Below are 12,593 nucleotides of genomic sequence, written 5' to 3' on the forward strand. Positions count from 1 at the left end.
GGCGTCGTCAGACCTGCATCGTCACGATGTCGTGGTACGCCGAGAGCAGGCGGTTGCGCACCTGCACGACCAGTTGCATGTCGGCACGGGCTTCCTCCAGCGCGATCATCACCTGGTGGACGGGAATGTCCTTGCCGGCGGCGAGTGCACGGGTGGCCGCGTCGGCAGACGTGACCGATCCATTGATGCTGCCGACGCCCTCGCCCACGATCGTGGCGAAGGATCGACCGGCGTCGACGGGTGGCAACACGAGCGCGGGGCGCTCCAGGTCCGGCATGGCAGTAAGGGGTGCAATGGCGTCGATCACGATCAACGGCCTCCAATGGTCAGTGATTTGAGCAACATCCCGTGCAGGACGTTGAACGCACGGATATCGGCCTGGTAGCCGCGCTGTGCGGACATCAGCGTCGACATCTCCTGCGCCAGGTCGGTATCGGGGTATCCGGTCATGCCGTTGGCGTCGGCCAGCGGAGACGACGGGTCGAGTACGTTGCGGACCGTGTCCGCACCGGGCAGCGCGCCCTCGGCCGATTCGCCCCCGACGGCATCGGAGGCATCCGCCGCGTCGCCCGCCGCGCTGGCGGCCAGGTCGCTCGCGGGAGCGTCGCGCAAACTTTCGGCAAAGGCCGTTTCGCCCGCCGCGCGCAGCGCTTCCCGACGTGTCGCGACCGGCACGTCGGCGGTGGCGATGCGGCGGCTGGCCGCTTCCATGCGTGCGCGCTCGTAATCGAGCCCTGCCCGGGTCACCGCGAAGATGGCGTCGGTACTCATACCTGGTCTCCGGAAAGCGCGATGGTCATCAGGCCGAACTGGCGGTTCAACGCCTCCGACAACGCCTGGAAGTGCGCGCTGGCCAGCGCCATGTCGGCCACTTCCCCGTCAAGGCTGTTCGATGCATCGGTATCGGATACCGCCCGCGTCGTCGTCGTGCCTATGTCGGCATGGGACAGGCGCTCCGGCGAGACGTCGTCGCCGTGCGCGACACGATCGAGCAGGGACAGGGCCGAGCCGAAATCCGCATGCTCGATCCGGGCGTTGGGCATGTTCGCCCGGGCGACGTTATGGCTGGCGACTTCCGCGGCCCGCTGCGCGATGTCCAGCGCGAGGCCGACGGCACCGATGGTGAGACTGTTGATCGTCATGGCTGCTGACCGCTACTGGATGAGGAGTTCGCCGCGCAACGCACCGGCAGCCTTGATCGACTGCAGGACGCTGATGACATCGCGCGTGGAAAGGTGGATCGACCGCAGGGCACCGATCAGGTCGGCGACCGTGGCGCCGTTGCGCAGGTTGACCATGCGCGCATCGTCCTCGCCCACACGGATGCGAGACTCGGGCACGACCGCCGTACGCACGTTGCGACCGGGATCCACGTAGACGCCTTCGGGCTGAGAAACGAGGTAATCCGTCTTGATCGACACGCGAAGGTCGCCTTGCGAGATGGTGACGCTTGCAAGGCGCACGTCGCCACCGGAAACGACCGTTCCCGTGCGCTCGTTCACCACGACACGCGCGACCTGGTCGGGTTCGACCATGACGTTTTCCAGCGCGGAAATGTTCTGCACCGCGCTGGACGACCCATTGCCGAAGTTCACGACCACCTTGCCGGCGTGCGCCGGGTTGGCTTCGACGCCGGGCAGAGCACGGCGGATTGCTTGCGCCACCCGGTTGGCGGTGGTGAAGTCCGGCTGGATAAGGATGACGTTGACCGTGCCGCCAGCGCCGAGCGCGCCGAGGGGGGCCGCGCGCTGCACGGTGGCGCCTTCGGGCACGTTGCCGGCCGTCGGATGGTTCTTCTGCTCCGAACTGCCGAAGGCCTGCACCTTGTACCCGCCGGTCGAGATGGCACCCTGGGCCAGGGCATAGACTTGGCCGTCCGGACCGTCCAGCGGCGCGAGCAGCAGCGTGCCCCCGCTCAGACTGCGGGCATCGCCGATCGACGCCACCGAGGCATCGAGCTTCTGCCCCGGTTCGGCGAAGGCCGGTAACGTCGCGGTCACCATCACCGCCGCCACGTTGCGGCTGTTGAGGTCTTCGGGCGTGACGTTGATGCCGAAGTGACTGAGCGTGTTGCCCACGGACTGCAAGGTGGCATGGTTGCGCGAACTGTCGCCCGAACCGGACAGGCCCACTACCAACCCGTAGCCGATCAGGGCGTTGTCCTGCACCCCTTCAGCGCGTGCGATCTCCTTCAGGCGAACGCCGACGAACGTCTGCTGGGCCAGGGATACGCTACTGGCCAGCGCCAGGAGCAAGACGATCAGGGAGCGCTTCATAGCAGACCCAGCCATTTCGTGACCCGATAGATGATGCTGCGGCGCTGCGGTGCGCTGACGTCGCCGCGACCGGTGAACTCGATGCGTGCTTCGCTGATGCGGTTGGACAGGATCGTGTTGCCCGAGCTGATGTCTTCCGGCCGTACCGCGCCGTTCAGCGCGATGCGCTGGGTTTCGCCGTTGACCACCACCGATTGCTCGCCGTGCACCAGCAGCGTGCCGACATCGTCGACGCCGACCACGCGTACGGCGATCTGCGCCTGCAACGCGCCCGAGCGCGTCGTCTGGCCGGCCCCGGTATCGCTGCCGGACAAACCGATGGAACCCGAGTGCACGTCGCGCGTACCGCGAACGTTGCCTGCCAGCCGCACGTCGTTGGACGAATCGGTATTGGCGGCCGCCGAGGCGCGCGAGGTCTCCACGACCAGTACGGTCAGGGTGTCGCCGATGCGCCAGGCGCGGCGATCTTCCGCCAGCCCATGGTAGGAGCGCGGGTCGATCATGCCGGGCCCACGATCCTGCGCGTGGGCAAGCGCCGAGAGGGCGACCAGGACGGCGAAAAACCCCGTCCGTCGATAGGATTCATTGCACAAGTTCAGCCACTCCCCGTTCGATGACGGTCGCCTTGACCGGCGTGGTCCCGCCGGCGATCTGCACGGTGACCACGTCACCGCGATTGCCCGCGCGCAACGCCGTGCCGGCACTCTCCAGCACGATGTCGCCGAACGACGCCCTCAGTCGCACGGCCTGACGGTTGTCCACGTCGGGTACGCGCTCGAAATCGGCCATCGATACCGGCTGCCCCTGGCGTACCGAGCGTTTCAGGCGCAAGCCATCGAGTGACGCGGGATCGATGACGAATCCGGAACGTGCACCGGCGGCATCCACGGTCCGTCGTTCCAGCGCCAGGGCATCCACGTCGTCGTGGGTATGCCCATCGTGTCCATATACCCATGCCTGCGATGGCAGGCGCAGCGCGAAACCGACGGTGGCCTTGCCGACCACGACGCCCGCTCGCACGAGCGCCACATCCACCGTGAAGCGTTCGCGCGGAAAACGCCCGACGACGGGAACCGCGCGAAACACCGTGCGTGCGTCCATCGCGGCCCACGGACCGGCTGGCCGACCGGTCACCTCGAGCGAGGCCTCGTCAGCCGTCGCGCCCAGCCGTGCTTCTATCGACGCACGCGCGGCCGTGACGATGGCGTCGGCGGTCGACGGGACATCGTTCGCCATAACCGCGAGCGGCCACAGTGCGAGCAGCAAGGACAGCCCGTGTTTCATCGGTTGAGGTTGTTGATCGTGTCGAGGATCTGGTCGGACGCCTGCAACACCCGCGCATTCAACTGGTAGGCGCGCTGGGCCAGGACCAGCGTGGACATCTCGCCGACCAGGTCGACGTTGGAGCCTTCCACGTAGCCCTGGTGGAGCGTGCCGAAACCCGCTTCGCCCGGCTTGCCTACCGTGGCGTCGCCGGAGGTATCCGTCGCGGCGAAGTTGTTGCCTCCGACCGAACGCAGTGCCTCGGGCGCCGCGAACGCCGCCAGTTCCAGGTTGCCGATGACGGTGGTGTCCTTGTCGCCAGTCAACTGCGCGCGGATCTCGCCATTGGAGGCGATGGCCAGGTGCGTAGCGTCGGCCGGAATCTGGATGCCTTGCGACAGGCGCAGCCCGGACGCCGTTGCCAGGTAGCCCTCCGTATCGAGCTTGAGCTGCCCCGCACGAGTGTAGATGCGATCACCATCGGTACCCTCGACCTCGAGGAAGCCGTTGCCCTGGATGGCGATGTCCAGCGGGTTGTCGGTCTGTTGCAGCGTGCCGTCGATCATTACCGGCGAGGTGGACGTGATCCGGGTACCCGAACCCACCTCGTTGGTCGCCTGACCTTCGTGTGCCTGTGCGGGCGTCATCGCCGACACATCGGCAAAGGCCACGCGCGAACGCTTGTAGCCCGGCGTCTGCATGTTGGCGAGGTTGTTCGAGATGACGTCGATCTGCTGTTGCTGCGAGGTCAGGCCGCTGGCGGCGATGTGGAGTGCGTCGATCATGGGATGTTCCTCAGGATTCCTTGCCAAGCTCGTCGATGCCGGAAATGACCGCCGAGTGATAGGTTGCGATCGCGCGCTGGACCGAGCCCGCGTGGCGGGTGAGTTCCATCAGGCGAACCATTTCGTGTCCGGGATCGACGTTCGATCCTTCCAGCGAGCCCTGCACGATCTTCGCGGTGGACTCGACGACGTTGCCGCCCGGTGCCGCATACAGGCCGTCGCCGACCACGTCCAGGCCGGCATCCGCGGGTACGTCGACCAGCGCGATCCGGTCGACGACCTCGCCAGCGGCGCGAATGTTGCCGTCCTCACCGATCGTGAGGGCGTCTTGCGGCAGCGAGAGCGGTCCGTTCTCGCCGAGCAGCACACGGCCTCGCGGGTCGGTGACGCTGCCATCGGCACCGAGCGTGAACTGGCCGTTGCGCGTCAGCAAGGTGCGGTCGCCCTCGGCGACCTGGAAGAATCCCTGTCCCTGCAAGGCGAGATCGAGCGGGCGGCCGGTGTGGATAAGCGCGCCGTCGTGACGATCCACGCTCGTATCGGTACCGAGCGCCGCGTCGAAGCCCTCGCCCCGCTGCACGGCGCGATAGCCGGGCGTGGTCAGGTTGGCGACGTTCTGGCTCAAGGTCGCCAGCGAGCGGACGTCGGCACTGAGGTAACGCGCAATGGATGCGATGGGGTCGGTCATTATCGATCTCAGGTAGCCGTGGGGTTGACGGTGGCGAAAGCGCGCACCATCACCGTGGCGGGAAGTTCGTTGACGCCGATGACCGCGATGTGCGGCAGCGAACGCTGGATCATCGAGCGCAGTTGTCGGCGCAAGGCGGCCGGGCACAACAGCACCGGGCTGAGGCTCTTGCCCAGCATCGCGTCGGACTGCCGGGCCAGGCTGGCGAGGAACCCATCCAGCTGCGAGGCATCGGCGACGAGGAGCCCATGCCCGTGCCCTTCGCGCTGCCGGGCCGAGACCAGCATCGACCGCTCGAACTCCGGCGCGAGCGTCAGCACGTGCAGTTCGCCCTGGTCGTTACTGGCACGCTGGCAGATCGTCGCGCCCAGCCGTTCGCGCACGCGCTCGGCCAGTTCCTCCGCGTTCTTGGTCGTCTTGGCGGCATCGGCGAGCGTTTCGAAAATCGTCTCGAGCTGGCGGATGCTGACCAGTTCGCGAAGCAGGCACTGCAGCACCTTCTGTATATCCGTGTAGCTCATCAACCCCGGCACCAGCTCGTCGACCAGGCTGGACTGGCGTTCCTTGAGCCGGATCGACAGACGCTCCACTTCCGCGCGACTGAGCAACTCGGCCGCATGCCGCTTGGCCAGTTCGTTGAGGTGCGTGACCAGGACCGTATCCGGATCGACCAGCGTGTAGCCCGCACCGCGCGCGAACTGGCGTGTATCCGGGGCGATCCACTGCGCCGGCAGGCCGTAGGCTGGATCGCGCGTTTCGCGCCCTTCGAGCTTTGGCCGGCTCCCGCCGGGATTGATCGCGAGCACACCGTCGAAATGCAGTTCGCCCTGCCCGATGCGATTGCCGTGCAGGAACACCTGGTACTGGTGATCGCTCACCGTACCGAGGGCACCTTCGCGAGTCATGATCGAGGGCAACACGAACCCGTAATCCAGCGCGAACTGCCGGCGCAGGCTCTGCACGCGCTCGTTGATGTCGGTGGTGCGCGAGCGGAACGTTTCCGCCACGACGGCACCCAGGCGAATCTCCAGCGGCTCGATATCGAGGCTGTTGTAGAAGTCTTCCTCGGCCGACGCCGGCTTCGACGGCTCGGACGCGCTACTTTCCTCAGGCGTATCGCCGGCCTTCTTTCGCGCCACGTGGATCATGAAACCGAGCCCGGCAAGCACGGCCAGCACCGGCAGTGCGGGCAAGCCCGGCAACAGCATGACCAGGAATAGCGTGATCCCCACCACCAACAGGGTGCGGGGATTGGACAGCACCTGCTTGGCGATCTCGCTGCCCAGCTCCGCATCGGAAGCGGCGCGGGTGATGATGATGCCCGTCGCCACCGCGATGACCAGCGAAGGGATCTGGGTGACGATGCCATCGCCCACTGTAAGCAGCGTGTATCGGTGGACGGCCTCGGTCCAAGGCATGCCGTGCTGGAGCATGCCGATGGACAGGCCACCGACGATGTCGATCAAAAGGATGATGATGCCCGCGACTGCGTCGCCCTTGACGAATTTGGTGGCACCGTCCATCGCACCGTAGAAATTGGCCTCACGCTCGATCATCGAGCGGCGCCGACGGGCCTCGGCCTCGTCGATCAGGCCCATGTTCATGTCGGCGTCGATGCTCATCTGCTTGCCAGGCATGCTGTCGAGCGTGAAACGCGCGGCCACTTCCGCCACGCGCTGCGCACCGCTGGTCACCACGACGTACTGGACCACCACCAAGATCAGGAACACCACCAGGCCGATGACGTAGTTGCCACCCACTACGTAGGAACCCACCGCACCGATAACCTTGCCCGCGTTGCCGCCGTTGAGGATCAGTCGGGTCGCGGATACGTTCAGCGCCAGGCGGAACAGCGTGGCGATCAGCAGCAGCGACGGAAACGTCGAGAAGTTCAGCGGCGAATCGGTCAGAAACGTGATGAGCAGGACCAGCAGCGCCACACTGAAATTCACGATCAGCAGGAAATCCAGCAGGCCCGGCGGCACCGGTACGAACAGGATCGTCAGGATGAAGATCATGGCGCTGACGAGGATCAGCTGTCCCTTGTCCTTCAGCAGGTAGCGAAGCGTATTCATGCGGCATGAACCTTGTGGCCAGGACGCGCCATCACCCAGCGATAGACCTTGCCGACCTCGGTGAAGCGATCGGCCGGGATCGGCTCGTCGATATCGCAGGCCTTGAACAAGGCGCGGGCCAACTCCGGTGACCGGACCATCGGCACGCCATGACGCGCGGCGGCACGGCGGATACGCGCGGCCATCCAGCCCGCGCCCTTCGACAGCACGACCGGTGCCAGCATCGTGCCGCTGCGATAGCGCAAGGCCACGGCCACGTGGGTGGGGTTGGTGAGGACGACATCGGCATCGCCGACCCGGGCCACCGACGCCACGCGCTTGGACAGCTCGCGCGCCAGGCGTCGACGCTTCGAGCGGATCGCCGGATCGCCCTCGTGGCGCTTGTGCTCGTCCTTCATGTCACGGCGGCTCATCCGCAGCTTGCGCAGGAACTCGCGTCGCGAGAACAGCAGGTCCAGTACCGCGATCAAGGCCATGACCACCAGCGTCCATTTGCACACGCGTGCAAACAGGCTGCCGAACGTCGCCGGCAGGTCGCCCGGTGAACGCGTGGCGCTGGTGAGCAATGACGTACGCAGGTCGTCCACCAGCCAGTACGCCACGCCCCCGAGCACCGCCAGCTTCAGCACCAGGCGGAACAGGTCCCACAGCGTGCGCATCGACAGGATCCGCTTCAGTCCCTTGACCGGATTCAACCGGGACGGATCGGGCCTCAAGGGGTCGGTGGAAAACATGAATCCGGTCTGCAACAGGTTCGCGGCGACCGCGCCGATCGCCAGGGCAAACACGCAAGGCAAAAGCGCCTGCCACGCGGGTGCGAACGCCGCCGCCAGCCAGTGGGCCAGGCCCTCGCCGAAGGCCGGACCAGCCCCAGCCATCGCTATGGACTGGCGCGTGGCACGGGCGAAGGCCGCGGCGATCCCGCCAAGCGCGCTGACGAACGCCACGCAGAACACGACCATGGTGATGACCGTGACGAGCTCCGCACTCTTGGCCGCCTGCCCCTTCTGTCGCGCTTCGCGCAACCGGAACGGCGACGGCTTCTCGGTCTTGTCCTGCTGGTCGTCGGCCATCTCAGCCACCCACCATGTGATTGGCGCCGTCCAGCGCATCGCGGAACAGCCGACCCATCAACACCGGCGCAAGACGCAACGAGGCGGCCAGCAGCAACAGCACGACGGCGACCTTCAAGGGCAAGGCGAGGAAATAGATATTGGCCTGCGGCATCGACCGGCTGGCGAACGCCACGAACACGTCGACGACGAACAGCCCGAGCACCACCGGAACCACTACCATCAGACCCAGCAGGAACTGCGAGCCGAGCATCGCGAACAGCGGCTCGATGGAGGGCATGCGCTCCGCCGCACCCAGCGGCAGGAAGCGCGCCGATGCCACCAGGCTGCGCAAGACCAGCAAGTGGAATCCCAGTGCGAAGAACACAAACGTTCCCGCCATGCCCAGCGCACTGCCGAGCGTGGTGTCGTTGGTCTGCAAGCTGGGGTTGAACAGCGTGGATGCAGCCAGGCCAGCCTGCACGTCCAGCAGGCGCGCGGCGGAACCCAGCGACGCCATGGGCAGCATCACCGCCAGCCCGTAGCAACCGCCGATGAGCAACTCCGAACACACCGCCGCCGCCAGGCCGTGCGGCATGGACGACAAGGGAGCGACGCCCGCCATCAGCGCAGAGACGACGAACAGCAGCAACACGCGCACGTGCAGCGGTGCCCAGGCGAAAGGCGTCATCGCCGGCACCACCAGCAACGGCGCGAAGCGGACGCCGGCCAGCAACCAGCCCACGATGGCAAGGGAAAGCGCCTGGTTCATGTGCCCCCCAGGCCCCCGGCCATCATAATCAGGTGCCGGGCGAACTCGACCACCGTCGACATCATCCACGAGCCCAGCACCAGGAACATGCCGACGACCAGCACCAGCTTCGGAATGAACGTCAGCGTCATTTCCTGGATCTGCGTCACCACCTGGAACACGGAAATCAGCAGGCCGATCGCCAACGTCCCGATAAGGATGGGCGCGGATATCTTCGCCGCCGTCAGCAACGTCTCCGCGAGCAGGTGCATGCCGGTATCCGCGTCCATGCTCAGTTCTGCGCCGTGCCCTGTAGCCGCGCCTGCAAGCGCGCGATGAAATCCGTCGGTCGTCCCGCCGTGTCGATGCCAACCTCGGCCAGGATCCCGTCGACCATGGCTTCCGCCTCGCGTTCGCGGCCCTCGGCGCGCCACAACAGGCTTTGCGCGTAACGCGCATTGCGTCCGGAGGCGTCCAGGCGCAGGGCGACGCGAATGGCCTGCCTGCCCTGCTCTTGCTCGCCACGCAGCACGTGCACGAGCGCAAGGCCACCGTGGGTTTCACCGAAGTTGCGGTCCTTGTCCAACGCCGCGTCGAAGCACCTGCTCGCGGTCTCCACGTCGCCCGCGAGCAGGTTCGCCCAGGCCCGTGCGTGCCATGTGCCCAGGTGACCCGGCATGGCTGCCGTGGCGCGGGCGAGCAAGGGCTGGGCCGCCTCGACATCGCCCCGTAGCAGCAGCGCTTCGCCGGCGCCGGCAAGCGCCCGGCCATGATGCGGCTGCGTAGCCAGCAATTGCGCGAAGACCGCGTACGAGGCCTCCGCATCGTGCGTCCAAAGCGCCAACGTGCCCACAGCCGTCAGGGCGTCGGGCTGAGCGGGTTCGAGGGCGAGCGCCATACCGGCCGCAAAGCGCGCCACATCTGGCCTTACCCGGTCGACCTCGATCATGGCGAGCAGGCCCCAGGCGGATGCGTTGTCCGGGTTCTCGGCGACCACTGCCTCGAGGATCAGCGCAGCATCGTCGTAGGCGAACCGGTGCTGCAACACCCGTGCGTGCAGGATACCCACCTCGGGCACAGCCACTGCCTGCGGAACCAGCGGAGCAAGGACGTCCTCAGCGGCCGCCAAGTCACCCATGGCCAGCAGCGCGTAAGCCAGGTCGTGGCGAACGCCGACATGTTCCTCGCCCAGGGAGAGCATGGTGCGCAACGGCTCGACGGCCGCGGCGTAGTCGGCCGTGGCGAGGGCGCAGCGCGAGACGCGAAACAGGAACGCAGGCTCGACCAGCCACGCAAGTGGCGCTTCCTCGAGGAAATGACGGGCGTCATCCACCCGGCCGGCTGCGACCAGTGCATCGACGTAGTCCAGGGCAAGCGCTTGGTTGGTGGGATCCTGGTTCAGGAAGCCCTCGAGCTGGGTCACACGATCCATGCGCTGTCTCCGAAAACGGCGCGCAGCCGCCCGCGATGCGCATCGCAATGCGCAACGACAAATGTGAAGAACACGAAGCCCCCTTGTGCCCATCCCGGGCAACGAGCGACACCTGCGAAAACTACCTCCGAAAAATCGGAGACCTGACGAGGAGGCGAATTTAGTGAATATCTCGTGTAGGAAGCAAGCAGTTTTTTTGTAGGATTTCCCCTACAAGCTTTTCCGTCACCTGTTATGAGCGCCAAAAAAATCACACTCGAACAAGGACATGGCCTTACTTCTGGTCTAGCGAGGCATCGATCGTCTCTGCGATGATCGCGAGCGCGCCACGAACCCGTCTCGGAAAAGAAATAACGATGGCCCTCCCACGTCATAAAGTCCGCGACCCATCGATACCAGGTGCCGTCTCCTGGCCACTCCCGTCATGACACCAGCACTGCGCGTCATCGTCGTAACCGGAGCAGACGAGGCTTTCGCGAAACCACTGCGCCGACTCGTCGGTGCACTGTGGAGCGCACGAGGCGACATCGGCTACGACCTCGCCTGTGTCGATCTGGGTCTATCGGAATGCACGATCGCGGACCTCTCGCCCATGCTTTCGCAGAGGGTCGAACCACGATGGGACCTCGACGTAGGTCACTCGCTGCGTCACTCGCAACCCCACCTGCGCGCACTGACGGCGCGCCCCTTCCTGCGCGACTATTTTCCCGGCTACGACGTGTACATCTGGCTCGATGCAGACATACACATCCAGCGCACCATCGTTATCGACTGGCTCGTCGACGCGGCGCGTCACAGCGGCATGGCCATCGTTCCGCAGGTACATCATGCGTACCGACACACCGAGTCATCCGCACGCTGGCGGGCTGACCGTTTGCACGCATACTTTGGCAACGAAAGCGCGCGGCGACTCTCGTGGCAGCCGTACTACAACGCAGGCGTCTTCGCGATCACCGCGGACGGACCTCATTGGACGGCCTGGGCGGACACATTTCGCGTAGGACTACGCGCAACCCGAGGCATGCTTGTCTGCGACCAGACGGCGTTGAATGAAGCGATCCACACGCATTCGCTACCCGTGACTGCCCTGCCCGCGATCTGCAATTGGCTGTGCCACTTGGGCCTGCCGACACGTCATCCCATCACGCAGGAATTTATGGAACCCGGTCCCGCTGGCAGGCCGATTGCGTTGGTGCATATGTCGGCGGGAGCGAAGGAGCATTCGTCGTTTGCAGAATACTGGTAGAACGAAGATCCCAAGGAACGGCTGTATCGGTCACGGAGGCGTTTCTGTCGCACGATCGACGATACGTTTCGCCAAGGCGACGAAATCGCCGGCGAATCCCGTTGCACCGAAGAAGCCTGCTCCATGCCGAGCGTATCCAGTGCGCTTGATGTCCTGGTGACACGAGGCGTCGTTCACATACCGCCTGGCCGCGTAGACAACATCATTGGGCGAACTGACGCCCGCCTACGCAAAACAGTTACAGCGATTTCGGACTCAAAACAGGCCGCTACTCAAAATTGGGGGGACGTCGATCCGCCGATGAACGCATTACCGGCGTAGCTAACCCCACCGGTCAGCGCCGAAGCGTAGCCATTAGTGCTGGGCCTGCTGTGCGATCCGCTACTTTCCAGGGCGCTAGTTAAGCAAGGAGCGCGCCCGACCGGCGTAATTGACTAGAATTATGCTGCTACAACCTTAAATCAAACCCCATATTATTATTATTTACCAATAATGGTTATTTTTTGCAAAAAACCTTCGTCAGACAATTCAAACCGTAAAGCATACGTAACAAAGTCGTAACGCACCCACTTTCTTACATACCCCAATATGCCGAAACTACCACCTCCTTCAACTTCGGGATTTCCGTAATAACTGAACAAACTATCTACATCAGACGTTACGGAAATCGTATTGGGGAGGGGCCCCTGATAAGAAGAATAGCCCTCGTCAGGCTTTAAAAAAAAATGAGCATGGCTTAACTTTCTAGACCGAAAACCGAGTTCAACCCCTGATTTCGTGAATTGATAAAACTTGGTCTCGCCATCAGGATCATTGTACTCACTGTGAGTCGAAGATACCTCGGGTAACTCTCCTAAATTTTCTACGAGCTTAGTGATCTGCAGTGAATCTTCAGTACACCCAACTGCTTCTAAAAAATCATCCCAATGAACATTCATTAGCGAATTCCTAGCTCTCTATTCTTGTCGTAGATTTTCTGAATAGCTGCCGCAATCGCATCGGATGAATAGCCTCTACTTAGCAAA

The 12,593-nt window shown here is 64.4% G+C and carries 15 protein-coding genes; 1 reads left to right on the forward strand and 14 read right to left on the reverse strand.

Features of this window, described 5'->3' with window-relative positions; translation table 11 throughout:
- Positions 1–7: 7 nt before the first annotated feature.
- The 13 genes from fliE to ACVKN3_RS01355 form a co-directional block, all read right to left on the reverse strand.
- Positions 8–307, reverse strand: a complete 300-nt coding sequence (gene fliE, locus ACVKN3_RS01295; RefSeq protein WP_354513010.1) for a flagellar hook-basal body complex protein FliE — start codon at positions 305–307, stop codon at positions 8–10.
- Positions 308–309: 2 nt separating this feature from the next.
- Positions 310–771, reverse strand: a complete 462-nt coding sequence (locus ACVKN3_RS01300) for a flagellar basal body rod protein FlgC (protein WP_354513008.1) — start codon at positions 769–771, stop codon at positions 310–312.
- Positions 768–1,142, reverse strand: a complete 375-nt coding sequence (locus ACVKN3_RS01305) for a hypothetical protein (RefSeq protein ID WP_354513006.1) — start codon at positions 1,140–1,142, stop codon at positions 768–770. Before ACVKN3_RS01305 ends, ACVKN3_RS01300 begins: the two co-directional genes overlap by 4 nt.
- Positions 1,143–1,154: 12 nt before the next feature.
- Positions 1,155–2,276 (reverse strand): flagellar basal body P-ring protein FlgI, encoded by a 1,122-nt coding sequence (locus ACVKN3_RS01310; RefSeq protein ID WP_354513004.1) that lies wholly within the window; start codon positions 2,274–2,276, stop codon positions 1,155–1,157.
- Positions 2,273–2,779 (reverse strand): flagellar basal body L-ring protein FlgH, encoded by a 507-nt coding sequence (locus ACVKN3_RS01315; protein ID WP_354513003.1) that lies wholly within the window; start codon positions 2,777–2,779, stop codon positions 2,273–2,275. The genes ACVKN3_RS01310 and ACVKN3_RS01315 overlap by 4 nt, the downstream gene beginning before the upstream one ends.
- Positions 2,780–2,858: 79 nt before the next feature.
- The gene (flgA, locus tag ACVKN3_RS01320) at positions 2,859–3,512 is read right to left on the reverse strand and encodes a flagellar basal body P-ring formation chaperone FlgA (RefSeq protein ID WP_354513001.1); all 654 of its coding nucleotides are present in this window, start codon (positions 3,510–3,512) and stop codon (positions 2,859–2,861) included.
- Positions 3,513–3,556: 44 nt separating this feature from the next.
- Positions 3,557–4,324, reverse strand: coding sequence for a flagellar basal-body rod protein FlgG (flgG, locus tag ACVKN3_RS01325; protein ID WP_354512999.1), 768 nt, complete (start codon positions 4,322–4,324; stop codon positions 3,557–3,559).
- A 10-nt stretch (positions 4,325–4,334) separates the two neighbouring features.
- Positions 4,335–5,012: a flagellar hook-basal body protein gene (locus ACVKN3_RS01330; protein ID WP_354512997.1), complete on the reverse strand. Its 678-nt coding sequence runs from the start codon at positions 5,010–5,012 to the stop codon at positions 4,335–4,337.
- Between the two features lie 8 nt (positions 5,013–5,020).
- Positions 5,021–7,087 carry a flagellar biosynthesis protein FlhA gene (locus ACVKN3_RS01335; protein ID WP_354512995.1) on the reverse strand — a complete coding sequence of 689 codons (2,067 nt, stop codon included), beginning with the start codon at positions 7,085–7,087 and terminating at the stop codon, positions 5,021–5,023.
- Positions 7,084–8,160 carry an EscU/YscU/HrcU family type III secretion system export apparatus switch protein gene (locus tag ACVKN3_RS01340; RefSeq protein WP_354512993.1) on the reverse strand — a complete coding sequence of 359 codons (1,077 nt, stop codon included), beginning with the start codon at positions 8,158–8,160 and terminating at the stop codon, positions 7,084–7,086. The genes ACVKN3_RS01335 and ACVKN3_RS01340 overlap by 4 nt, the downstream gene beginning before the upstream one ends.
- A 1-nt stretch (position 8,161) precedes the next feature.
- Positions 8,162–8,911, reverse strand: coding sequence for a flagellar biosynthetic protein FliR (locus tag ACVKN3_RS01345; RefSeq protein WP_354512991.1), 750 nt, complete (start codon positions 8,909–8,911; stop codon positions 8,162–8,164).
- Complete coding sequence (locus tag ACVKN3_RS01350; RefSeq protein WP_354512989.1) at positions 8,908–9,180, reverse strand: flagellar biosynthetic protein FliQ; 273 nt, start codon at positions 9,178–9,180, stop codon at positions 8,908–8,910. Before ACVKN3_RS01350 ends, ACVKN3_RS01345 begins: the two co-directional genes overlap by 4 nt.
- A 2-nt stretch (positions 9,181–9,182) precedes the next feature.
- Entirely contained in the window at positions 9,183–10,322 is a 1,140-nt protein-coding gene (locus tag ACVKN3_RS01355) for a tetratricopeptide repeat protein (protein WP_354512987.1), read from the reverse strand.
- 424 nt (positions 10,323–10,746) lie between these two features.
- Here ACVKN3_RS01355 and ACVKN3_RS01360 point away from each other — a divergent pair, with 424 nt between their 5' ends.
- The gene (locus ACVKN3_RS01360) at positions 10,747–11,568 is read left to right on the forward strand and encodes a glycosyltransferase family protein (RefSeq protein WP_354512985.1); all 822 of its coding nucleotides are present in this window, start codon (positions 10,747–10,749) and stop codon (positions 11,566–11,568) included.
- A gap of 479 nt (positions 11,569–12,047) precedes the next feature.
- Here ACVKN3_RS01360 and ACVKN3_RS01365 read toward each other — a convergent pair whose 3' ends face one another.
- Positions 12,048–12,506, reverse strand: a complete 459-nt coding sequence (locus tag ACVKN3_RS01365; RefSeq protein ID WP_354512983.1) for a hypothetical protein — start codon at positions 12,504–12,506, stop codon at positions 12,048–12,050.
- Between the last annotated feature and the right edge of the window lie 87 nt (positions 12,507–12,593).

This window comes from Luteibacter sp. PvP120, from assembly GCF_054055715.1.

What these genes read in the sequence shown, in the direction of transcription:
- ACVKN3_RS01300 (WP_354513008.1), bottom strand. Translation starts at nt 771, where the DNA reads ATGAGTACCGACGCCATCTTCGCGGTGACCCGGGCAGGGCTCGATTAC.
- ACVKN3_RS01305 (WP_354513006.1), bottom strand. Translation starts at nt 1,142, where the DNA reads ATGACGATCAACAGTCTCACCATCGGTGCCGTCGGCCTCGCGCTGGAC.
- ACVKN3_RS01310 (WP_354513004.1), bottom strand. Translation starts at nt 2,276, where the DNA reads ATGAAGCGCTCCCTGATCGTCTTGCTCCTGGCGCTGGCCAGTAGCGTA.
- ACVKN3_RS01315 (WP_354513003.1), bottom strand. Translation starts at nt 2,779, where the DNA reads ATGATCGACCCGCGCTCCTACCATGGGCTGGCGGAAGATCGCCGCGCC.
- flgA (WP_354513001.1), bottom strand. Translation starts at nt 3,512, where the DNA reads ATGGCGAACGATGTCCCGTCGACCGCCGACGCCATCGTCACGGCCGCG.
- flgG (WP_354512999.1), bottom strand. Translation starts at nt 4,324, where the DNA reads ATGATCGACGCACTCCACATCGCCGCCAGCGGCCTGACCTCGCAGCAA.
- ACVKN3_RS01330 (WP_354512997.1), bottom strand. Translation starts at nt 5,012, where the DNA reads ATGACCGACCCCATCGCATCCATTGCGCGTTACCTCAGTGCCGACGTC.
- ACVKN3_RS01335 (WP_354512995.1), bottom strand. Translation starts at nt 7,087, where the DNA reads ATGAATACGCTTCGCTACCTGCTGAAGGACAAGGGACAGCTGATCCTC.
- ACVKN3_RS01340 (WP_354512993.1), bottom strand. Translation starts at nt 8,160, where the DNA reads ATGGCCGACGACCAGCAGGACAAGACCGAGAAGCCGTCGCCGTTCCGG.
- ACVKN3_RS01345 (WP_354512991.1), bottom strand. Translation starts at nt 8,911, where the DNA reads ATGAACCAGGCGCTTTCCCTTGCCATCGTGGGCTGGTTGCTGGCCGGC.
- ACVKN3_RS01350 (WP_354512989.1), bottom strand. Translation starts at nt 9,180, where the DNA reads ATGGACGCGGATACCGGCATGCACCTGCTCGCGGAGACGTTGCTGACG.
- ACVKN3_RS01355 (WP_354512987.1), bottom strand. Translation starts at nt 10,322, where the DNA reads ATGGATCGTGTGACCCAGCTCGAGGGCTTCCTGAACCAGGATCCCACC.
- ACVKN3_RS01360 (WP_354512985.1), top strand. Translation starts at nt 10,747, where the DNA reads ATGACACCAGCACTGCGCGTCATCGTCGTAACCGGAGCAGACGAGGCT.
- ACVKN3_RS01365 (WP_354512983.1), bottom strand. Translation starts at nt 12,506, where the DNA reads ATGAATGTTCATTGGGATGATTTTTTAGAAGCAGTTGGGTGTACTGAA.